The 20,665-nt window shown below is 72.4% G+C and carries 19 protein-coding genes; 9 read left to right on the forward strand and 10 right to left on the reverse strand.

Annotation, left to right across the window (positions count from 1 at the left end; genetic code table 11):
- Positions 1-8: 8 nt before the first annotated feature.
- The 3 genes from ACIA8K_RS22815 to ACIA8K_RS22825 form a co-directional block, all read right to left on the reverse strand.
- Positions 9-1,424, reverse strand: coding sequence for a glycoside hydrolase family 16 protein (locus ACIA8K_RS22815; protein ID WP_396062375.1), 1,416 nt, complete (start codon positions 1,422-1,424; stop codon positions 9-11).
- Positions 1,425-1,658: 234 nt separating this feature from the next.
- Positions 1,659-2,702, reverse strand: coding sequence for a glycoside hydrolase family 5 protein (locus ACIA8K_RS22820; protein ID WP_396062377.1), 1,044 nt, complete (start codon positions 2,700-2,702; stop codon positions 1,659-1,661).
- A 263-nt stretch (positions 2,703-2,965) separates the two neighbouring features.
- On the reverse strand, positions 2,966-3,646 hold the full coding sequence (locus tag ACIA8K_RS22825) for a TetR/AcrR family transcriptional regulator (protein WP_396062379.1): 681 nt from the start codon (positions 3,644-3,646) through the stop codon (positions 2,966-2,968).
- Between the two features lie 94 nt (positions 3,647-3,740).
- Here ACIA8K_RS22825 and ACIA8K_RS22830 point away from each other — a divergent pair, with 94 nt between their 5' ends.
- Entirely contained in the window at positions 3,741-4,766 is a 1,026-nt protein-coding gene (locus ACIA8K_RS22830; protein WP_396062381.1) for an amidohydrolase family protein, read from the forward strand.
- Between the two features lie 93 nt (positions 4,767-4,859).
- Here the strand turns inward: ACIA8K_RS22830 and ACIA8K_RS22835 are convergent, their stop codons facing one another.
- On the reverse strand, positions 4,860-5,123 hold the full coding sequence (locus tag ACIA8K_RS22835) for a GlsB/YeaQ/YmgE family stress response membrane protein (protein ID WP_396062383.1): 264 nt from the start codon (positions 5,121-5,123) through the stop codon (positions 4,860-4,862).
- Positions 5,124-5,295: 172 nt separating this feature from the next.
- On the opposite strand from ACIA8K_RS22835, the gene ACIA8K_RS22840 reads away from it, so the two are divergent.
- The 3 genes from ACIA8K_RS22840 to ACIA8K_RS22850 are packed head-to-tail and all read left to right on the forward strand — an operon-like array spanning position 5,296 to position 7,918.
- Positions 5,296-5,970: a response regulator transcription factor gene (locus ACIA8K_RS22840; protein ID WP_396062385.1), complete on the forward strand. Its 675-nt coding sequence runs from the start codon at positions 5,296-5,298 to the stop codon at positions 5,968-5,970.
- 38 nt (positions 5,971-6,008) lie between these two features.
- A complete protein-coding gene (locus tag ACIA8K_RS22845) occupies positions 6,009-7,349 on the forward strand; it encodes an ATP-binding protein (RefSeq protein ID WP_396062727.1) in 1,341 nt (446 codons plus the stop codon).
- A complete protein-coding gene (locus ACIA8K_RS22850; protein ID WP_396062387.1) occupies positions 7,346-7,918 on the forward strand; it encodes a GerMN domain-containing protein in 573 nt (190 codons plus the stop codon). The genes ACIA8K_RS22845 and ACIA8K_RS22850 overlap by 4 nt, the downstream gene beginning before the upstream one ends.
- 67 nt (positions 7,919-7,985) lie before the next feature.
- Here ACIA8K_RS22850 and ACIA8K_RS22855 read toward each other — a convergent pair whose 3' ends face one another.
- From ACIA8K_RS22855 to ACIA8K_RS22870, 4 genes are all read right to left on the reverse strand, one after another.
- Entirely contained in the window at positions 7,986-10,637 is a 2,652-nt protein-coding gene (locus ACIA8K_RS22855; protein WP_396062388.1) for a hypothetical protein, read from the reverse strand.
- A gap of 79 nt (positions 10,638-10,716) precedes the next feature.
- On the reverse strand, positions 10,717-11,400 hold the full coding sequence (locus ACIA8K_RS22860; RefSeq protein WP_396062390.1) for a hypothetical protein: 684 nt from the start codon (positions 11,398-11,400) through the stop codon (positions 10,717-10,719).
- Positions 11,397-12,656 (reverse strand): GTPase domain-containing protein, encoded by a 1,260-nt coding sequence (locus tag ACIA8K_RS22865; RefSeq protein ID WP_396062392.1) that lies wholly within the window; start codon positions 12,654-12,656, stop codon positions 11,397-11,399. Before ACIA8K_RS22865 ends, ACIA8K_RS22860 begins: the two co-directional genes overlap by 4 nt.
- Positions 12,657-12,704: 48 nt before the next feature.
- The gene (locus tag ACIA8K_RS22870) at positions 12,705-13,406 is read right to left on the reverse strand and encodes an IclR family transcriptional regulator (RefSeq protein ID WP_396062394.1); all 702 of its coding nucleotides are present in this window, start codon (positions 13,404-13,406) and stop codon (positions 12,705-12,707) included.
- A 135-nt stretch (positions 13,407-13,541) separates the two neighbouring features.
- Here ACIA8K_RS22870 and ACIA8K_RS22875 point away from each other — a divergent pair, with 135 nt between their 5' ends.
- Both ACIA8K_RS22875 and ACIA8K_RS22880 read left to right on the forward strand, forming a co-directional pair.
- The gene (locus tag ACIA8K_RS22875) at positions 13,542-13,880 is read left to right on the forward strand and encodes a PadR family transcriptional regulator (RefSeq protein ID WP_396062396.1); all 339 of its coding nucleotides are present in this window, start codon (positions 13,542-13,544) and stop codon (positions 13,878-13,880) included.
- Positions 13,877-15,277, forward strand: coding sequence for a hypothetical protein (locus ACIA8K_RS22880; RefSeq protein ID WP_396062398.1), 1,401 nt, complete (start codon positions 13,877-13,879; stop codon positions 15,275-15,277). Before ACIA8K_RS22875 ends, ACIA8K_RS22880 begins: the two co-directional genes overlap by 4 nt.
- An 83-nt stretch (positions 15,278-15,360) precedes the next feature.
- Here the strand turns inward: ACIA8K_RS22880 and ACIA8K_RS22885 are convergent, their stop codons facing one another.
- A complete protein-coding gene (locus ACIA8K_RS22885; RefSeq protein WP_396062400.1) occupies positions 15,361-16,239 on the reverse strand; it encodes a peptidase inhibitor family I36 protein in 879 nt (292 codons plus the stop codon).
- Between the two features lie 15 nt (positions 16,240-16,254).
- A complete protein-coding gene (locus tag ACIA8K_RS22890) occupies positions 16,255-17,064 on the reverse strand; it encodes a peptidoglycan-binding protein (protein ID WP_396062402.1) in 810 nt (269 codons plus the stop codon).
- 157 nt (positions 17,065-17,221) lie between these two features.
- On the opposite strand from ACIA8K_RS22890, the gene ACIA8K_RS22895 reads away from it, so the two are divergent.
- From ACIA8K_RS22895 to ACIA8K_RS22905, 3 genes are read left to right on the forward strand one after another with little or no spacing between them, the layout of a single operon-like run.
- Entirely contained in the window at positions 17,222-18,313 is a 1,092-nt protein-coding gene (locus tag ACIA8K_RS22895) for a sensor histidine kinase (protein WP_396062404.1), read from the forward strand.
- Positions 18,310-19,374, forward strand: coding sequence for a hypothetical protein (locus ACIA8K_RS22900; RefSeq protein WP_396062406.1), 1,065 nt, complete (start codon positions 18,310-18,312; stop codon positions 19,372-19,374). The genes ACIA8K_RS22895 and ACIA8K_RS22900 overlap by 4 nt, the downstream gene beginning before the upstream one ends.
- A complete protein-coding gene (locus ACIA8K_RS22905; RefSeq protein WP_396062408.1) occupies positions 19,362-20,009 on the forward strand; it encodes a response regulator in 648 nt (215 codons plus the stop codon). Before ACIA8K_RS22900 ends, ACIA8K_RS22905 begins: the two co-directional genes overlap by 13 nt.
- Positions 20,010-20,665: the final 656 nt, after the last annotated feature.

Consider the following 20,665-nt stretch of genomic DNA (forward strand, 5'->3'; position numbering starts at 1 on the left):
CCGGTCAGTCAGAACGGCACCCCGCCCTCGTAGATCGCGATGTCGCCGACGCTCATCGTGCGGGACGGCGCGGACCGGGCCGGGTCGGCGCTGGCAGCGATCGCCACGTTGAGCACGATGAAGTTCTCCTTGCCGAACGGCCAGGTGCGCCCGGACGCCGCCGCGTCGGTGGCCCAGAACGTCATGGTCGGCTTGCGGTCGATGTAGAAGCGGACCACCTGCTTGTCGAAGTAGACGCCGTAGCGGTGGGCGCGGGCGTCCAGCGGCTCACCGAGGTCGGTGGTGCCGCCGGCGTCGCCCCAGCCGTACGCCAGGTCGGTCCCCGGTTCGCCGATCTTGGACATGTGCATGCCGCTGTGGGCGAGCGTCGGCGTGGCGCCCGCGCCCTCCAGGATGTCCAGCTCGCCGGAGGCCGGCCAGCCGACCTTCGCGATGTCCGCCCCGACAAGCCAGAACGCGGGCCACACGCCGGTGCCGACCGGCGCGACGATAGCGCTCTCCACATAGGAGCCCGGTTGTACCGTCACCTTGCCCTTGGTGTTCAGGCGCGCGCTTGTGAAGTCGCGGGTGAAGCCGTCCGTGCCCTTGACGGTCTGCCGCCGGGCGATGATCGCCAGCCGGCCGGCGCCGTCGAGCTGCGCGTTCGCGGTGGCGGTGGTGTAGGTCTGCAGCTCGCGGTTGCCCCAGCCGTTGCCGCCGGTCTCGTGGTTCCAGATCGCGGCCGGCGGCGCGGTGCCGGCCTTGCCTGCGAACGAGATGACCCGGTCCGCGACCGTGTCGGCCTTCGCGGGCAGCGCCGCGACGTGCTCCTTCACGGTGAGCCCTGTGGTCTGGAAGCGAAAGCCGTTCGAGGCCGGCAGGCTCAGGTAGACCGAGGTGTCCGCGTGCCCGGCCGCGGTGGCGACGAACGTGCGCGTGATCAGATGCCAGCCGGTGTCGGTGAACCGGCCGTAGACGGCCGCGTCCGCGGGACGGTGCTCGTAGTTGCCGTTGGCCAGGAGCATGCCGAACGGCCGGTTGCCGCCGGTGAGGTCACGCACCCAGGCCTGCATCCGGTACGTCCGGCCGACAGTGAAGAACACGGCCGGGTTCCGCATCGGCGCCAGCGCCAGCGCCCAGCTCCCGGTGCCGCTGCCGCGGGAGATCTCCATCGCGGTCTTCGCCGTGAACGGCCCGGTGACGCCTGTGACGCGGCGCAGCCCGATCCCGCCGGTGACCGCGCTCGCGGTCCAGCCGTGCGTGGCGGCCGCAACCGAACCGTCGAGCACCCCTTCGGCACCGGATGCACCCGGAGCGCCGGAAGCGCTCGCGGCAAGCGCGCCGGGAGTGCCCGGGAGGACGAGCGTGGCGATGACAAGCGCAGCGGCGAAGAGGCCACGGATCCGGAGGTTACGTCGCGTGCGGTTCACGAGCGAATGCAGCAAGAAGTCGGCACCTTCGATAGGAGACTGTGGAAGCGCTGGGGCGCAACGGACCTATCGGGGCTGCACCGAACCGTCGAAGTGCTCCACCGAACCGCAACCCAGACACACCGCGATCATGGGTACGGGCGGGGCCGCGGGTTGCCGCCAGGGTGCATCGCCCGACGGTCACGGTTGCCTGTGGTGCGGGACGGCAGGCCGCCCCGCACCGGGTGGGTCAGCTCACGCGGATGGGGTTCACAGGCCCCAGCCGTACCGGACGCGGTCCCGGCCGGAGGCGTTGCGGACCGTCAGGTTGAGGTCGGTGCCGCTGCCGCTGAAGGCGAACATCGAGTACGAGTCGTAACCAAGCGTGCCGGTGGGCTTGCCGCCGAGCGCGGGCCAGTAGGTGCCACCCATCTGGTTGTCCCGCATCACCTGCGTGATCGCCCGGATGTGCCGGACGAAGTTGTCGGTACTGTTCGCGTCCGCATAGTTGAGGCCGGTCGACATCGGCGCGCCGAACTCGGTGGCGACCGCGCGGGAGGCGCAGTTGCCGAGCCGGGTCTGGATGTGGGTGCGGAACGCGTCGTAGGTCATCGCGCTGTAGAAGAACGCGTAGTGGTGGAAGGAGAGCAACGTGCCGTTGAACCGGCTGTCGTTGCAGACGTCCCGCAGGTCCTGGCTGTAGCCGGTGCCGCCGATCAGCGTCCGGGCCGGAACCGCGGAGTAGTGGTAGCTCAGCCAGTTCGCCGCGACGGTGCGCCACTCCGCGGAGCTGTAGCCGTGCGGCTCGTTCATCGGCTCGAAGTAGACGTTGGTGTTGGCGCCGTACAGGTAGGTCACGTTTGACCACATGGTGTTCCACGCGGCGAGGTTCGTGATCCGGCCGCCGGAGGCCGCGCCGTCCTCCCAGTAGGCGAGGATGACCTTGAAGCCGCGTGCGGTGGCCGCGTCGATCGCGCCCCGGTAGTTGTTCCACCAGGTCGTACCCACGGTGTGGGTGTTGATCGGCAGGCGCACCGTGTTGACGCCGACCGCGGCCATGTCGTCGTAGATAGCGTTGGCCTTGGCCCGGACTGTCGCGTTGCTGTCCGACTGGCTGAGCCCTTGGACGACGAGCGGGCCGGTGCTGAAGTTGTCGCCCAGCACGGCCCAGTTCATGCCGCGGAACTGGTTCGTGGCCGCGCTTGCGGGCGCGGAGGTCGCGACCGCGCCGGTGAGCGTGCCGAGCACGGTCACCACCAGCGCGGTCATCACACGGCGGAACGGCTGTGACGCCGAGGGGGAACTGGCTCTCATGGTCGTGCCTCTCCTGAGCCTCGCTCGGGACGCCCGGCGGCGGCGAGGACGAGCCTCCGCCGTCAGGGAATTGACGTGTTCACCCCACAATCGTCATTCCGTTGAAACATGTCGATGGACCGATCAGTAGTGGACAGGAACATCCAAAACCGAACACCGCCCCCGGGGTACGCCGTGCCGCTCTTCCCGGCCACCGCGGAGCCGGTGCCCGCGGGAGCGTGCGGGCCGGACCACCCGCAGAGTGGAAAATGAATTGTGGCTTTTTAGCGGCTCAGCCGGTCGAGCCACTCGCCGAGCAGGTGCTGCTCGCCCGCGCTGAGCGTGGTCTGGTCCGGGAGCGTGGCGCGCAGCGCGCGGGCCGCGCCGGACGGCCCGGGGGCGGGAACAGCAGGTTCCGCGGTGGTGACGGCGGAGACCATCGCCTCGCGCATGACCGTGAGCAGGGCCGGGTCGCGGTGCGATGCGGGCTGGGAGAGCCAGGTTAGGACCGCGCCACGGGCGGTGGCGTGGATGACGGTGGCGGCGAGATCCTCGTCGAGGCGTAGCCAGCCGGCCGCGGCGAGGCGGTGGATGCGGTCGCGCAGGATGCGCATGCCGGCCTGGAACGCGGCGGACGTGGTGCCGCGCCGGGGGTGGCCGTACATCAGCGCGTAGAGCGCGGGGTGGCTCAGGCCGAACTCGACCGCGAGGTCCCAGCCGGCGCGCAGATCCTCGACCGGGTCGGGCAGCGGCGGCGCCTGCTTGGCCGCGAGGAACGTGGCGTATCCGTGCTCCGCGACCGCTTCGAGCAGGCCGTCCTTGTCGCCGAAGTGCTGGTAGATGGCGGGCGCCCGGACCTCGGCCGCGGCCGCGACCGCGCGCGTGGTGACCGCGTCCGCACCCTCGCGCGCGAGCAGGTCGGCGGCGGCTTCGAGGACGCGCTGGCGGGTCGGTTCGGCACTCACGAATCAATGATACGGGCGTGGTTGTGGCGCTGCAACTAACGGTGATACGGTTCCGAGCGTTCCAGTGGAACGCAAAGCTGAGGAGCGATGAGACATGATCCGAATCGTGGGTCTCGAAGAGCACGTGATCCTGCCCGTGCAGCAGGAGGCGCTGGTCCGGGCCGGTGCGCCGCAGACCCCGCAGCTGGGGTTCGGCGACGACCCGATCGCCCGGCGGCTGCGCGACACCGGTGAGCTGCGGATCGCCGACATGGACGAGCAGGGGCTCGATGTGGCGGTGCTGTCGCTTGCCACGCCCGGCGTGCAGAGCCTGCCGGCCGCGGACGCGGTGGCGGTCGCCCGGGACGCCAACGACCAGCTCGCCGCGATCGTGGCCGGTAACCCCGCGCGGTTCCAGGCGTTCGCGGTGATCCCGACGCCGGACCCGGCGGCCGCGGTGGTGGAGCTGGAGCGCGCGGTCACGACGCTCGGATTCCCCGGCGCGATGCTCTACGGCCGCACAGGTGACCTGCTCGCCGACGCGCCGGAGTTCGACGACCTCTACCGTACGGCCGCCCGCCTCGGCGTCCCGCTGCACTTCCACCCGCAGCTGCCGGTGCGCGCCGTGCAGGAGGCGTACTACTCCGGCCTGCCCGGTGGCGTCGGTGCCGGGCTCGCCACCGCCGGGCTCGGCTGGTACTTCGACCTCGGCGTGCAGTACCTGCGGATGATCTTCTCCGGCGTCTTCGACAGACACCCGTCACTGCAGGTCATCGCGGGGCACTGGGGCGAGGTGGTGCTGTTCTACCTCGACCACGTGGGCATCATGGCGCCGATGGCCGGCATCGAACGGCCGCTGATCGACTACTTCCGGGAGAACTTCTGGATCGCGGGCAGCGGCACGGTCAGCGAGCGCTATCTCCGATGGACCGCGGAGGTGGTCGGCACCGAGCGGATGCTGTATTCGACCGACTATCCGTACACGTTCGGCACCCGGCCGGGCGGGTTCCCGTTCCTTGACACAAGCGGCGGGGTGGCCCGGGCGTTCCTTGAGAACGCGCCGTTCACGCACGAGGAGAAGGTCGCGATCGGGGCCGGGAACTGGGAGCGGCTGACCGCGGTGCAGCGCCCGGCGCCATGAGCGGCAGGGTGGCAGCGGGCACCCGATCGGGGTTACGACGACGCGGCAGGGCCCGGCGCTGACCGGCGCCGGGCCCTGCCGCGTCCGGGCGGGTCAGCGGCGACCGCGGAGGCCGGCGACCACGCTGACGCCGACCGCGGCCAGGACGACCTGGATCGCGATCTCGATCCAGTCGATGCCGGCGGTCTCGGCCACGCCGAGGGCGGCGGCGATGAAGGTGCCGATGAGCGCGGCGACGACGCCGATCACGATGGTCAGCCAGATCGGGATGTTCTGCTTGCCGGGGACAACCAGGCGGCCGAGCGCGCCGATGACCAGGCCGATGACGATAGCGGTGAGGATGCCGGAGATTTCCATGGTCGGCGGGGTTCCCGGGTGAGCGGCGGCGGCAAACGGATCCGGCGAGGATGTCCCGGAACCGTACGCGCGCTGTCTCGGAACCGTCATGTGCCGTCTCGGAACCGTCATACAGCGCGGCTGCGGCGCGGCTGCGGCGCGCGGCAAAACCCGACCGGGCAAAATGCGCGGTATGAGTAGCGTCTTGCTGATCGAGGACGACGACCGGATCCGCAGGTCGCTGACCATGGCGCTTGAGGACGAGGGGTACGCCGCCCGTGGCTTCCCGACCGCCGAGGAGGGACTTGCCGCACAGCGGGCGGAGGCGGCGGACACCGTGCTGATCGACCTGATGCTGCCCGGCATGGACGGCTTCACCTGCATCCGCGAGCTGCGCCGGTACGACGACGTGCCGATCGTGGTGATCAGCGCGCGGGACAACACGCACGACATCGTCGCGGGGCTGGAGGCCGGCGCCGACGACTACCTGGTCAAGCCGATCGAGGTGAAGGAGCTGGCGGCCCGGCTGCGGGCGTTGCGCCGCCGGGCGCGCGTGACCTCGCCGGGAATCACCGTGCTGACCTTCGGCGACCTGGAGATCCGGCCGGAGGCGGGCGAGGTGTTCCTGCGCGGCGCGCCGGTCCCGGTGACCCGCACCGAGTTCCGGCTGCTCTGCGAGATGGCGGCGCACCCGGGCCAGGTGATGTCGCGTGAGCTGCTGCTGGAGCGCGTCTGGGGCTACACGACAGGCGACGACCGCCTGGTCGACGTGCACGTGCGCCGGCTCCGCCCGAAGATCGAGGCCGATCCGGGCAGCCCTCGCCGCCTGGTGACGGTCCGGGGTCTCGGCTACAAGCTGCAGCGGTGAGACGGCAGGCGGCTTCGGTGAGACGGCAGGCTGCGGCGGTGCGGCGGATGGGGCTGCGGGCGCGGGTGACGGCCGCGTTCGCGGTGGGGGCGCTGCTGCTGTCGGCCTGCGTGACGCTTGGGTCGTACGAGCTGACCCGGCACACGCTCGCGGCCGAGCGGGAGCGCACCGCGGTCCGCGCCGCGTACTTCGACGCGGCGGTGGTCGACGCCGGGCTGACCGGCCGCTCACCTGACGTGCTCGCGCTGCTGCGGTCGCTCGACACCGGCGCGGACCGTTCGGTGCTGCTGCAGTGGAACGGCCTGTGGTACTCGCGCACCGCGGACCTGGCCGCCGGCGACCCGGTGCCGCAGGCGTTGCAGCAGCTGGCGCGCCGGGGCGAGGCGGGCGCACAACGCATCCACCGGGACGGGCAGGCCATGCTCGTGGTCGCGGTGCCGCTGTCCGAGACCGCGGTCCTCTACGAGCTGGTGTCGTTGCGCGAGCTCGAACGTACCCTCCAGGTGCTCGCTCTGGTCTTGACTGTGGTCGCGGTCCTGGTCGGCGCGGGCGGTGCGGCGGTCGGCCGGTACGTGACCCGGCACGCACTCGGGCCGCTCACCGCCGTGGTGGCGACCGCGCGGGACCTCGCCGGCGGTGACCTGGACGCGAGGATGGACGCGCACACCGAGCCCGACCTGGCGCCACTGTCCGCGTCCTTCAACCACATGGCGGACGAGCTGAGCCGCCGGCTGGCCCGCGACCGGCGCTTCGCCGAGGACGTCAGTCACGAGCTCCGGTCACCGCTGCAGACGCTGTCCGCCGCGGCAAGCGTCATCGACAGGCGGCGGGACGGGCTGGACGACAGGTCCGCGGAGGCGCTCGGCATGATCACCGAGGAGGTCCGACGGTTCCAGGTCCTCGTCAACGACCTGCTCGAACTCGCCCGCGGCGACCAACCGGCCCAGCGCGAGGCGACCGACCTGCCGACGCTCGTCGCCAAGGCACTCCGGCGGCGCGGCCTGGGCGCGGAACTCGTCGAGGTGCTGCCCGGGACGCCGGCCGTCTGGCAGGTGGACCGGCGGCGGGTGGAGCAGGCGCTGACCAACCTGATCGACAACGCCCAGCAGCACGGCGACGGCGTGACAGCTGTACGCGTGGGTGCGTACTTCGTCGAGGTCGACGACGCCGGGCCGGGGGTGCCGCCGGAGCAGCGCGAGACGATCTTCGACAGGTTCGTGCGCGGCCCGCGGGCGACCGCGCGCGGTTCGGCGGACGGCACCGGGCTCGGCCTGTCGATCGTCGCCCAGCACGCGGCCGCGCACGACGGCCGCGCGCTGGTCCTGGACCGGCCCGGCGGCGGCGCGCGCTTCCGGATCGAGCTGGGCGGCGGCGCGTGAGGTGGCGCGTAAGGTGGCGCCTGGCAGGCTGCTGTCTGGCGCTCGTCCTCGCCGGGTGCGGGCTGCCTGCCCAGGACGAGCCGCACGCGGTCACGCTCCCGCATCAGCCGCTGACCGCGCCGCTGCCGAGCACGGCCGCGGGCCGCCCGGGCGCGTTCGCCGAGATCCTCTGCCTGGTCCGGGACGGGCGGCTGGTCCAGGCCGTGCGCCGGATCGATGCGCTGCCGGACGCGCAGCAGCACCTCGCCCATCTGCTCGCCGGCCCGTCCCCTGGCGAACGGGACAGCGGGCTCACCACCGCACTCTCCGGGCTGTCACTGACTGTGACGCGCTCGCCCGGCGGGACCGAGGCCCGGGTCGAGGTGACCGAGACCGACCAGTCAGCGGCGATCACCGACGATTCGCTCACCTACGGGCAGGTGGTCTGCACGCTTACCTCCCGCGCCGACGTGACCGCTGTCGTCTTCACCCGCGGCGGCGCGCGCCTCGAGGTGCCGCGCGCGGACGGGTCGCTGTCGACGGACCCGCTGACCGGCCAGGACTACGCGGCGTTGATCGCCCCGGCCTGAGTGGGCGGGCAGCCGCCACGAGACGGCGCCTCCCACTGACCGACCGGTCAGCGGGAGGCGCCGTCGCTCAGGACGCGTCGGTGAGCGTGCCGTCCCCCACGCCGATGGGCACCGGGCCGGCGTCGTCGAAGGTGAGTGCCGACCAGCGGACCTTCTCGTCGCCCTCGGCCTCGCCGTCACGCACCGTCGGCACCGAGAACGTCGCGGAGGTCTGGCCCGGCGGCAGGGAGACGAACGCGCGGATTCCGGTCTCGGAGAGCGGCCGGGCCGGGAGCGGGTCGCTGAACGTGGTCTGGCGGAACCAGGCCGGGTCGACGTCCGTGCTGGAGAGCTCGGTGCCGTCCGGCGCCCGCACCTCGAACGACGCGGACAGCCAGGTCGCGGCCGGTGAGGACAGGTGCACGGTCCAGGTGAGCGACTCGCCCTCCGCGGCCGTCACCTGCGCCGGTTCGAGCGTCATCGCCGGGCGGGGATCGTTCTCGCGCACGTCAAGCCCGCCGTCGTACCCGCCGACCATGGTGTTGCGCACCGCCTTCGCGTAGATCGTCCACCGCCTGTCGCCGCCGTACGCCGTGTCGCCGGTGATCTCGATCGGCACGTCGATCCGGGTGGTCCCGGGTGTGATGTCGGCGATCCAGGAGCGCTGCTCGTCCGAGCCCGGGTCCTCGACGAACATCCTGACCTGCCCGTTCGCCGCGCCCGACACAGTGACCGGCACCTGGTGCGTCGTCGCCTGCCCGTCGGGCTCGGCCACGGTGAGGCGCCCGATGTCGACGCGGGACGGCCGCTCCTGGCCCGGTGCCGGCAGGCCCGGCTTCCAGCCCCACGCGTCGAGGAGCCATGCCGGGCCGGCCTGACGCGGGGTCAGCTCAAGTGCGGCGAGCTCTCCCACCGGGTACGGCAGGCGCACCCGGCCCTCCTGCGCCCAGTACGACGAGGTGTACGCCGTCCCGGGCAGGCCGTCCACTGTCACGTCGCCGAGGTCGATGCGGCGGCCGCGCTGGTCGGTGATCGCCACGCCGTACCGGTTGCCTGTCGTGTTCGGCGGCACGATCAGGCGCAGGGCCAGCTGGCTCGCGCCGGCAAGCGAACCCGGCGTCTTCGGGCGGAGCGTTGCGGCGCCGTCCAGCCGGACCGCGGACCGGCCGGGCTCGTCGGACACGCCGTTGAATTGGACGAAGTGCGGTGCGCCGCGTTCGGTCAGGCAGGCGTCCGCCTCGGAGCGGGTGACCTGGCGGCACAGCCGCGCGCCGGTGACGGTGACCGACTCGTCCGGCACCAGCGCAGGTGTGCGGGCGCCGCCGAGCGCGTGGGCGAGCACCCGCGCCGGGTCGGCCGAGGGCGCGCGGACGCCGGTGCCGTCGAGCAGCGGCAGGACACGATCGTCACCGGCCAGGAACAGGCGTGCGGCGGCGGCCAGGTAGGTGGCGCCCACGGTCTGCTGCTGCGGCGCGGTCAGCCGGCCGGGTGTGCCCGGCGCGCACAGTGCGTCGGCGCCGTCCGTCACCGCGTCGTCCCAGGCCGGGTACGTCGACTGGCCGGGCGTCCACTCGCTGTTGAAGTAGTTGTGGTTCGCGCCGACCACGTAGAGCGCGCTGTGCAGCGCACGGCCCGACCCGACCCCGCGGGTACCGTCCACGTACGCCTGCCCCTGCAGGTTGGAGACGTCGCCGTCACAGCCGGGCAGCACTGTCACGGACGGCACCTCCGCGACCGGGTTCTGCCCGAACGCGGTCGGCGCGACCTGCACGGTGCCGCGGATCGTCCAGCGGACCTCGCCGTGGTAACCGTCGAGCGCCGCGGGTGGCGGGCGGAGGCTGTCGAGCGCGGCCCGGCTGACGCCTTCACCGCCGCGCGAGTGTCCCATCAGGAGCACCTTCGACAGGTCGGCAGCACCTGAGGCGCGGACGATCGCGGGCGCGTTGCCGCGGCCGGCGGCCCAGTCGGCCCAGGCGGCGAGGTGCAGGCGGATCAGCGACGAACGCGCCTGCGTCTCGACGACGTCGTTCGGCTGGTCCTGGCCGTCGATGCCGTTCGCGGACACGGAGACGGTGATGTAGCCCTGCGACGCCAGGAGTTGCTGCGCCTTCAGGTAGCCGCGGTAGTTGGGCACCTCGGCGGAACCGGCCGGGCAGGGCCACTGGCTGGTCTGGTTGTCGTCGCCGTAGCAGGTGTAGTGCAGGCCGTGCAGGAGCACTGCCAGCGGGCGGCGGCCGGGGGCGTTCTTCGGCGCGACCACGACGGCCCGCCGCTCCACCTCCGCCGGGAATCCTGGCAGCAGCACGCCGGGCAGGTCGTACTCGCCGGTGACAGTCTCGAACGGCCCGGCGACACCGGGGTCGACTGTCGCGGCGGGCCGTGCGGGCAACGACGGGGGCGTGGCGGCGATCCGCTGCGCACCGGCCGTCTCCACCACGTCAAGCCGGCGCCCGGCGGCCCGCACCTGCAGATCATCAAGAACGACGGGCAGCTCCAGCCGGTACGTCCGCAGGTCCGCGCCGGGCCGCGCGTGACCGAGCAGCCGCTCGCCGGACCAGAACTCCACTGCGGCGCCGCGCACGGTGACCGGCGCCGGCGCGGTCCAGACCAGCTGCCGGTCCTGCACGGTCCAGCCGGCGGGCAGGGTGCCGGCGGCCGGCGGGGCGGGCTGTTCCGCAAGCGCGACCGCAACGGTGCCGGTGAGCGCCGCCGCAAGCACGACTGCGGCGGCGATTCCCAACACCGTCTTCCGGGCGGTCCGAGGGCGTGTGCGAGAACTCAATCTGTTCTCCCGAGTCGGAGGGACGTGCGTCTCGCCCTTACAGACGCCCGGGCCCGATTCCGGTTGGTCCTCGCGGAGTGACCTGGGTCACGTACACGGATGGTATCGATCTCGATGGTGCGGTGGGTGGCGGGCAGACGGCCGGATCGGTGCAGGCCGGGGCCTTGTCACCGCCGTGCGGGAGCAGCAGCACCAGCAGCGTGATCATCGCGATCAGGGCGCCGGCCGCCGCGACCACCGCCCGTCCGCGCGACGCCGGCCCGGCCGCAGAGGCGACAACCCGCACCGGGGTACGCAACGGGAACTGCCGGGAGGCGAGCACCGTGAAGCCCTCCTCGTCCGCGAGGAAGTGCCGGTAGGCGCGGACCGCCTCCCCCAGGGCCGCCTCCAGGTCCGCACCCACCGGCTCGCCGGCCTCGCCCTCCCGCCAGGCGAAGCCGTAGAGGAACCGCAGCGGGCGGCCGTGCTCGTCCCGGATCGGCGCGTCCGGGCTGTGGAGATCCTCCGCGGTCACGTCGTGCGCGGCGTAGGCGACGTGGAAGCGCACCCCGTCCACGGCCGCGACCGGGATGACGCGCGGCGGATCGTCCGGCCCCAGCATGCGAAGCGAATCGGCGAGCACGCCGTAGGTCCGCGCCGCGACCAGGAACCCGGGTGCCAACACCGTGCTGTAGTCGCGACGGCGGCCGGCCGCGACAAGCACCGGCCATCCCGCGGTCACTCGCCACCGTCCAGCCGCGACGCCGGCAGCCGGCCCTCAAGCACGTCCACCCGGCTCTGCAGGTCGCGGATCACCCGGCGCTGCGCCAGCTGGAAGTCCTCCACCTCCTGCTCCGCCTCGCTCAGCGCCCGCTCGGTGCGGACCGCCCGCGCCTCGGCCTGCGGCGTGAGCAGCTCGGCCGCGGCCGCGCCGAGGAACGACACGTAGGGCGCGCTGAAGGCGCCGACCGCGCCCGCCGCCCTCGTCGTCTGCGCGAGGATGAACGTGCCCAGCTCGGTGAGCGCCGCGGCCGGTCCCACGCCGCTGCGCCGGCGGGCCCGCTCCAGCACTGCCGCCAGCTTCTCCCGGTCGAGCGCCCGGGCGACCTGCTCGAACACGTCAGGCACGACCGCGGCAAGCGGCACGTCCACGTTCGTCGGGCGCAGCTCGCCGCCGGGCACCTTCGCGACCGCGCCGTCGTCGTCCATCTCGGCGAAGGACGGGCCGACCGCGCTGACCGGGATCAGCCGGACCACGCGGCGGGACGTGTGCTCCTGGACCAGCTCGCGGAAGCCTCGGTTCGACATCAGCAGCTTGCGGACCGCGCGCAGCCGCGCGTCCTCGTCCGCGTCGATGTCGCGCAGCAGGTCCCACTTGGTGATGATGAACGTGACCGGCTTGTGCACGGTAAGCATCCGGTTGATCATCGCGGTCATCGCGTGCTGGAGCCGGATCCGGCCCTCGGGCTCGCCGTCGTACCACTGCCGTACCCGATGGCCGTCGATGATGCCGATAAGCGCGTCCGCGCGCTGCACCTGCGTGTCCAGGTCGTTCCAGAGTTTCGAGCCGGGCTCCTCCGGCTCGGTGAGAACCTTGCCGGCGTACTCCAGGTACACCAGGCGCAGCACCGGGCGCAGCGTGCCGGTCCTGGTCCGGGCCCGTGCCGTGAAGGTGAACTCGCGCGTGTCCGCGGCCGCGGTCCCGGCCGGCCAGTCCTGCCCGGTGTCCTCGACCTGGCTGAACCACTTGTTGAGCAGCGCCACCTCGGCGCGCGGCGCGGTCAGCAGGAACGAGCGCCCGCCCCACACCTGCATCTCGTGGTACATGCTTGCCAGCAGCAGCGTCTTGCCGGACCCGCGCGGCCCGAGCGCTGCCACCCGGAACGTCGGCACGCCGGCCTCGTCGCCGGCGATCGGCACGGCCGCCCGGCGGGACCGCCGTTTCAGGACGATCGCGACACCGGCCGCCAGCAACGCGAAGAGCAGCACATATATCACCGTCCGAGCATGGGCGCGGGAACCCGGCCGGGACAGGCGACGGTCCGGTCAGCGGACCAGAGTCAGATTTCCGGCGATGTCGGCGGCGGCCCGGCGCACCTTCTCGGTGAGCGCGGCCGGAACCGACGGCGCCACAACGATCGCGGACACCGAGGCGACCAGCCGCCCGCCCGGCTCCCGCACGCCCACTGCCACACAGGACAGGCCCGCGACGACGCTCTGGTGGTCGATCGCGGCGCCCCGGTCCCGGATCGCCGCCCGGGCGCGCCGCCACTCCAGGTCCGACAACGGCGGCGGCGGGCCGAGATCGTCCCGCTCGGCAAGCAGCACCTGCCCGGCGGCCGTACACAGCGGATACGTGGTCAGGCCCGGGTTGAACAGCAGCCGCTCGCCCGCGACCACCGACGACACGCAGGCGATCTCCCGCTCCCGCAACACCGCCACGCCGACGGTGCAGCCGGTCTGCACCGCAAGCGTCCGGCACGGCTCGTGCGCCGCGCTCCGCAGTCGGCGCGCCGGCCCGCGACCGTCGGTGAGCAGGTCAAGCACCCGCCCGAGCCGGTATCCGCCACGGATCCGCTCCACCGCGCCGAGCTCACCCAGCTGATCGAGCAGCCGGTAAGCGGTCGCCTTGGGCAGGCCGCTGCGCCGTGCGACCGCGGACAGCCCGGCCGCCTCCACCTCGGACAGCACCTCAAGAAGCCGGAACGCGCCCTCCAGCACGCCACGGCCGCCCGCTTCCGCATCCATCGGCCTCACGGCTCCAGCTCAGCGCACCGCGACCCGGAACGGTTCCCCCGAGAGGCCGCTCTTTTCGAGGGCAGATACTAAGAGTGTCTGAATATCTAGTTGCTCTGATACTCAGACACTCTTAGTATTGGCGACATGCAGGAAGCCACGATCTGGATCCTCTCCGCGCTCGCCGATGCGCCCCGGCACGGCTACGGCGTCATCCGCGAGGTCGAGAAACTCTCCGGCGGGCAGGTCCGGCTGCTGGCCGGCACGCTGTACGGGGCACTGGACCGGCTGGCCGCCGACGGGCTGATCGCGGTGGACCGGGAGGAGGTGGTCGACGGCCGGAACCGCCGCTACTACCGGCTGACCGAGGACGGTGCAGCCGCGCTCGAGGTGGAGAGCGAACGACTGCGCCGCGCCGCCGAGGCCGCCGAGGCGCAGCTCGCGGCACGCCGGCGGTTGCGACCCGCGCACCGGGTGGCCTGGTGACCCCGCTGCGGCACCGGCTGGCCGCGCTCACGTTCCCGCCGGGGCAGCGTCGCGACGAGCTGATCGACACGCTCGCCGAGGCAGAGCAGGAGACGGGGCGGCGTGGGCCGCGGCCGCGTGAGGCGCTCGACATCCTGTGGCACGGGGCGCGCGCCCGCCTGGGCCGGCCGAAGAACCCTCTCGTCGTACCCGCGGCGGTGCTCTTCGTGCTTCTCGGGGCTTTCGCCGGAGCGGTGGTGACGACCCAGCTGGCCTGGCAGGCCGTGCCGCCGCTGCGGGGCGACGCGCGCGCCGCGCAGATCAGCGAGACGGTCTTCCCCGGGCTGCACGTCTTCGGCGGCGGCGACGCGCCCGACTTCGTGCCCGAACCGGGCGCCGAATCGGGCCTGGTCAACGGCTACATAAAATATTCGGTGAAGCACACGGACGCCACCCGCAACATCGAGGACTACCAGACCGGCGCGCAGGAACGACTCACGGCCGCCGGCTGGGCCGTGCACCGCATCACCGTTTCGGACGACGACGGCCAGGTCTTCTGGGCCGAGCGCGACGGCCTCGTGCTGCAGTTCAGCATCTGGTACTGGCCGGATGTGCCGTCCTACGACTCCGACGGCGGCGCCTTCTACCGGCTCAGCCGCGCGACTCCGGACTGGATGTGGGCCGCCGCGCTGCCCGGCGTTCCGGTCGGCGCACTGGCCGCGTTCCTGGTCTTCGGCTGGGTCAGCCGCCGCACTGTCCATGCCACCGGCGGGATGGCTGTCATCGCGGTCGTCTCCGCGTTCCCGCTGCTGCTTGTGTGCCCGGCCGTGGTGCGGGGGACGCAGGCCTGGTGGCGTACGGATCCGCTGTACCCGCCGACCGAGCCGTTCTGGCGTCCACTGTTCTACGACATCACCGCGTTCGCGACGGTACTGCTGATGCTGCTGGCCGTGATCGCGGTGGCGGTCGCCGCGCTGCAACGCCCGTTTCCACTGCCCAGGCTTCGCGGGCTGCTCCGGCGTCCTCCGGTCTGGCGGGCCGGGCTGGCCGCGGCGAGCGTCGCCCACGTCGCGGTCGCGGGCCTGTGGCTCGCCGGCGCGGTGCGGCCGTGCGACCCGGACGGTGTGCCGGAGCCGCTGACCGGCGCGCAGGCCCGGACCAGCACCGAGGCGCGCGTGTACGTCAGCCCGGCCGCCACCGACGACCAGCGCAACCTGATCCAGGCGGCGATCGGCCGGGCCGGCGGCGGCTACAGCTGGCATCCGCAGCGTGCGGCCCACGGGCCGATCACGCTGATGGGCTGCGGCACGGCAGTCCCCTGGTTCGAGATCTTCTACGACAGTCCCGGCATGGCGGAGCGGCTGGAACACGAGGTGTCCGGCATGCCCGGCGTGGTGGCGATCCGGCAGACGGCCTGAGCCCACGGAGTCGGGCCCCGCCGGCAGGTCTCCCGGCGGGGCCATGATCTCACGGTGCGGTCAGCCCCCGTGACTGCCGAACCTCAGCGGACGTTGTAGCCGCGGGCGTTCCAGAACGAGGTCGGGTTGGGGTTGTCCAGGTTCGGGTCGTCGACGCTCTTCGCGGCGAGTTCCTTGCGGCCGACGCGCACCTCGACGTGGGTGTGGGCGGAGCCGCTGGAGCTGACGCCGCGCCAGGCCTCGGTGGCGATCTGCTGATCGCGGCTGACGGTCTGGCCCTCGCTCAGGCCGGACAGTGGGGCGCTGTGCAGGTAGATGACCGTACGGTCGTAGGTGGAGTTGTAGATCGCGATTGTGGACAGGCCGCCGCTGCCGTTGGAGCCGCGGACGATGTTGATCACCGTGCCGGAGACGAGCGCCCGGACCGGGGAGCCGATGCTGCGGGCGATGTCGATGCCCTCGTGCCGGCCGGGGGTGTTCACATAGCCGTCGAAGCCGCAGGTGATGGCGCCGCCGCTGAGGTTGTAGAGGCCGTGCGACAGGTTCTCGTTTCCGGCGTTGGTGTCGTTGAACCGGTGCGACGCGTTCTCGTTCTTCAGCGTCGCGTTCAGGTTCACCTTGGCGCCGGACGCAATGCCCTGGCGTGCACCCCCGTAGTTGCTGTTGTAGTAGACCGCGACCGGGTCGCCGGTGCGGTTCCAGGCGGAGGCCGCGTCGTTCTTCACGCAGTCGCCCTTGCCGTTGCCGGCGCCCTTGAACTCGTAGCAGCTCGGCTGCGAGTCGCCGTAGTCCGGGATCGAGCCGGTGAAGTCGGAGACCGACCCCTCCTGGTCGCTGTTGTAGTAGAGGCAGAACTCGCCGGCGTCACAGACGCCGTCGCGGCCTGCGGCCTGGGCCACGCCGGGGGTGAGACTGACGATCGCGGCGCCCAGCAACAGCGCTACAGCGAGGAGTTTCTTCATGGACGGACTCCTGGGTTAGAGGGAACGGAGGTATTCCTCGTAGGTGACCTTTGATACGCGCGGCCCGTCGTCGGCCCCGTTGTTCGCCAGGCCGTTGCGGCCCTCGTAGTAGGCACCGACCTGCTTCTGCGCGGACGCGGCCAGGTCGGTGTCGCTGATCGCGACCGCGTGGATGTGCAGCGGCCAGTCGCCCTGGGCCGGTGTGCGCAGCCAGGCCGCGAACCCGACCTGACGCAGCGCGGTGACGGCGGCCGTGCGCCGGGCCGCGGTCAGTGCCTCCGCGTCCAGGTCGAGCGCGCCGCCGCCGTCGTGGGTGCCGGCCGAGGTCGGGTCGGCGCCCGGTGAGTAGGAGCCCTGCTCGACCACGAACGTGATCCCTGAGCGCGTCTGAGCGGCCCTCAACATCGCGAGGGTACGGGCGTTGACCGGGAACCCCTGGTAGGTGCTCCGGGCGCCGACCGACACGATCCGGGTAAGCGTGAGGCCGAGCTTCGTCAGCGATGTCTTTCCCGGCAGCCCGCTGGCGTCGATGCCGCTGTAACCGAGTTCGCGCTGCCACTGCGCGTACGCGGCGACGGTCCTGGTCCCGAAATGACCGTCCACATAGGCGGCGTCGAGCAGGCCGCGGTCGCTCAGCGCCTTCTCGACCAGTTTCACGCTCGGCCCGGCGCCGGCCGTGACCGCCGAGTCCGCCTTGGCCGGGTCCCACTGCGCCGCCTTCAGCACCCCTTCCATGTCGACCGTGGACGCTGCCAGTGCCAGTGCCGGCGCCGGGAACAGCGCGAGTGCGGGAAGCGCCAAGATGGAACGACGCGATACGTTCACCGGAAACCCTTCCGTGCAGGTGTTTTGCGCTCTGACAAGGAAAGACGCTATCGATGCGACACGCGGCGGATGAGCGTTGAACACCCCTCATTGGCATCGAGCGATTACCATGTCGCCGCGGGGTGAAGGGAGACTGACCATTCGCGACATCGGACCGGTGGAGACCTCGGTCAAGGCCACCGCCGCCCGGATCGCGGTGACCGCCCGCGTGCTCGTGGTCGTCGCCTGCGCCGCGCTGCTGCCGATCGGTGGCACGCCGTCCGCGGCCGCGCCGGTCGTCGTCGCGGTGCTGGCGTGGCAGGCCGCGTGTGTCGTGTCCGCCCGGTGGCCGCGGTCGATGGCGGTCGTGGACGGCCTTCCGCTCGCCGCCGCCTGCCTGCTGCTCCCGTGGTTCCACTCGCCGCACGGCCACCTGGACCTGGACGACTGGGCGCGGCCGGTGACGTCTGTGTGCGTCGGCGCGGCGCAGTTCTACACCCGCCCGCGCACCGGTGCCGTCTACACGCTCGTCGTCTCCGCCGCCGTGTGGGCCGGCTCGGTGCACGCGCCCGGCGACGACTGGAACCTCGGCCCCACCCAGTCGATCATGCTGTTCTGGCAGGCTGTGCTGGGCCGGTCCCTGATCATGCTGGTGGCCGCGAGCGCGCGGCGCGTCGACGAGCTGACAGGTGCCACTGCCACCGTCCGGCGGGAGGCGGAGTTGACCGCGGCCCGCCGCGCCGGCGTGGAGGAGCACCTGGCGGTGCTTCACGACACGGTCGCCGCCACGCTCACGGCCGCGGCGGCGCGGGGTGGCGGCGGCCCCGAGCTGCGCCGCCGTGCCCGGTCCGACCTGCTCCGCCTGGAACCGGACCCCGGCGGCGCCACCGTCGCCGACCTGCGCACGCCACCACCGAACAGCCCGCTGCAGATCACCGTCACGCTCGCGCCGGACCACAAGGATCCGGACCTGCCGCCGGACGCCCTCCACGCCCTGCTTGCCGCGCGCGACGAGGCGCTCCGCAACGTTGAGCGGCATGCGGGAACAGATCAAGCCCTGCTGAGGGTACGGGTGCCAGCACCGGCCACGATCGAGCTGGACGTCGTCGACAACGGCCGCGGGTTCCGGCCGGACGAGGTGCCGCCCGGCGTACACCTCGGCCTGCGGTTGTCCATCGAGGCCCGGATGCGCCGGGCCGGCGGCAGCGCACACGTGATCAGCGCCCCCGGCCAGGGCACCCGGATCACGCTGCGCTGGCCCGCCGCGTGACAGGCATCCGCAGGGCCGTGCAGTGGGGCACCTGGGTGATCGCCGGCGCGCTGCTGCTGATCCTCTACCGCCCCGAGGCGCTGGCCGGCACGCCGTTCCAGCGCGCCGCCTACCTGGTCAGCATCGGCGCCTGGTGCGCGACCGCGCTGCTGCTGGCACTGCCGGACCAGCACGCCCGGCCGCGGCGGGTGCTGGCCGCAGTGCTCCTCGCCGTGACACTCGCCGCGACCGCCGCCGTCACACTCACCGTGCCCGCCACGCTGCAACACACGAACGCGAACTGGGCGGTCGGCGTCAACGGCTGGCTGCTCCTGACCATCGCCTCGGGCAGCCGGCTGCCCACGCTCGTCCTCTGGCTGGCCCTGCCGGTCGGGTTGTCGCTTGCCGCCGCGCTGCCCGCCGGAGCGGTGGAGACCGTCATGATGACCGCGCGCGCCCTCGGCATCCTGGGTCTGCAGGTCCCGATCGCGCTGGCCGCCCGGGAGGTCGAGCGGTGCGCAGAGGTCGCCAGCGCGCTACACCTCACGCAGGAGGCGATCCGCACCGAGCACATCGTGGCCGCCGCGCTCCACGACGACCGGCTGCGGCGCTCCCGGACCATAGCGGCCGCGGTCGAACCCGTCCTGGTCAGCCTCGCCGACGCGTCGCCCGACCTCGACGACACGCTCCGGCAGCGCAGCCGGGTCGCCGCCGCCCAAGTGCGCCGCCTGCTTGCCGAATGGCACCGCGCCGGCGGCGACCCACTCGGTGACGACCTGTCCGCCTGCCTCGACGACGTACAGGCCGCCGGCACCCAGGTCGAGGTCGCCGTGCACGCGGACGGCCTGCCCCCGGAGCTGCGGCGGGCGGCCTGCGAGGTGGTACGGGAGATCGGCCGCCTGCCCGTCGACCGCCTCCGCCTGACCGCGGTGCCGACCGCCTCCCACCTGTGCTTGAGCGTCGTCGCCCGTACCGCCGGCAATGGTGTGGGTTTCGCGCTCGACGAGGTCCCCGCCCCGGTGGCGATCCGGACCACAACCATCGGTGCGACTCTGTGGGTGGAGCTGACATGTCCCGTCTGAGCCCGGCCGTCGCGATCGTCGACGACCATCCCGTCGTCCTGGCCGGCGCCCGCGCCTGGTTCGGCGCCGCCGGCATCACGGTCACCGCCGCCGGAGGCGACCTGCGCATCGCCTGGAACCCCGACGGCCTCCGCGCCGACGTGGTCGTGGTCGATCTGCAACTCGCAGACACACACGTCTCCTGGGACGCGCTCGGCGACCTGGTCACCGCCGGCCGCCGCGTCGTCGTCTACACGATGCGCGACGACCGGGAAACCGCGCTACGCTGCCTCGACGCCGGCTGCGCCACCTTCCTCACCAAGGCCGAGGGCGAGGAACACCTGGTCGCTGCCGTACACGCCGCAGCCCAAGACCTCCCCTACGTCCCACCCGCACTGGCCGGCGCCATGTCCGCAAACGACGCCTCCGACCGCCCCCGCCTCACCGACCGCGAACAGGAGGTCCTGCTCGCCTGGTTCCAGTGCGAGTCGAAACAGCTGGTCGCCGCCCGCTGCAACCTCTCCCCCCGCACGGTCGAGGGCTACATCGACCGCGTCCGCGTCCGCTATGCGCGCGCCGGCCGCCCCGCGTCCACAAAGGCCGCCCTTGTCGCCCGCGCCCTCCAGGACGGCCTCATCCACCTCGACGACCTCTGAGAACACCCCACCTCAACCTGCCCTGCCCTGCCCTGCCCTGCCGCAAGCATGGCGCGCGACCGGATGCCGCCGGTGCGGCGAGGGCCGCCGATGCCGCGCGCGCGTGCCGCCGATACCGCGCGGGTGCCGCGGGTGCCGCCGATGCTGCGCGCGTGCCGCGGGGTGCCGCCGCTGCCGCGCGGGTACCGCGGCTGCCGCGCGCGTGCCGCAGGTGGCGCGCCGCCGATGCCCCGAGTGAAGCAGTGCCGCCAGTGACGCGTCGGCGGCGGGAGGCTGGGGCGGGTGCGGGTTGGTTGTCGCAAGGGCTGGCACCGAAGCCAGAGTCTCGCGTGGCCCAGGTCGATCTCGGCTCTCACGATCACGATCGTCTCGAGGCCGATCGGGTCGAGTACTCACCCTCGACGCTAGATCGACTTGACTATGTATGCGTAAGCAACGTTAAGAGGCCGCCATAACGTTGCTTACACATACACGGTCAAATTCTGAGATCCGCGCTGGCCACCTTATGGGGATATTTCCGGCAGCAAGATCAAGAGACCTCACCGACCGCCCAGATCGCGACCGCCCCGGCGAACCGCCGCTGACGCGGCGCCCGCGATACCCCACAGTGTCGTGACAGCCGCGACCAAGACCAACACCGCGAATCCCTGGCGTCG

It is taken from the genome of Catenuloplanes sp. NPDC051500, from assembly GCF_044454585.1.
Classification (GTDB): Bacteria; Actinomycetota; Actinomycetes; order Mycobacteriales; family Micromonosporaceae; genus Catenuloplanes.

Excerpts from the sequence above, each read along its gene's own strand:
- ACIA8K_RS22840 (WP_396062385.1), top strand. The coding sequence starts at position 5,296 with ATGAGTAGCGTCTTGCTGATCGAGGACGACGACCGGATCCGCAGGTCG.
- ACIA8K_RS22905 (WP_396062408.1), top strand. The coding sequence starts at position 19,362 with ATGTCCCGTCTGAGCCCGGCCGTCGCGATCGTCGACGACCATCCCGTC.
- ACIA8K_RS22885 (WP_396062400.1), bottom strand. The coding sequence starts at position 16,239 with ATGAAGAAACTCCTCGCTGTAGCGCTGTTGCTGGGCGCCGCGATCGTC.
- ACIA8K_RS22830 (WP_396062381.1), top strand. The coding sequence starts at position 3,741 with ATGATCCGAATCGTGGGTCTCGAAGAGCACGTGATCCTGCCCGTGCAG.
- ACIA8K_RS22835 (WP_396062383.1), bottom strand. The coding sequence starts at position 5,123 with ATGGAAATCTCCGGCATCCTCACCGCTATCGTCATCGGCCTGGTCATC.
- ACIA8K_RS22870 (WP_396062394.1), bottom strand. The coding sequence starts at position 13,406 with ATGGATGCGGAAGCGGGCGGCCGTGGCGTGCTGGAGGGCGCGTTCCGG.
- ACIA8K_RS22875 (WP_396062396.1), top strand. The coding sequence starts at position 13,542 with ATGCAGGAAGCCACGATCTGGATCCTCTCCGCGCTCGCCGATGCGCCC.
- ACIA8K_RS22820 (WP_396062377.1), bottom strand. The coding sequence starts at position 2,702 with ATGAGAGCCAGTTCCCCCTCGGCGTCACAGCCGTTCCGCCGTGTGATG.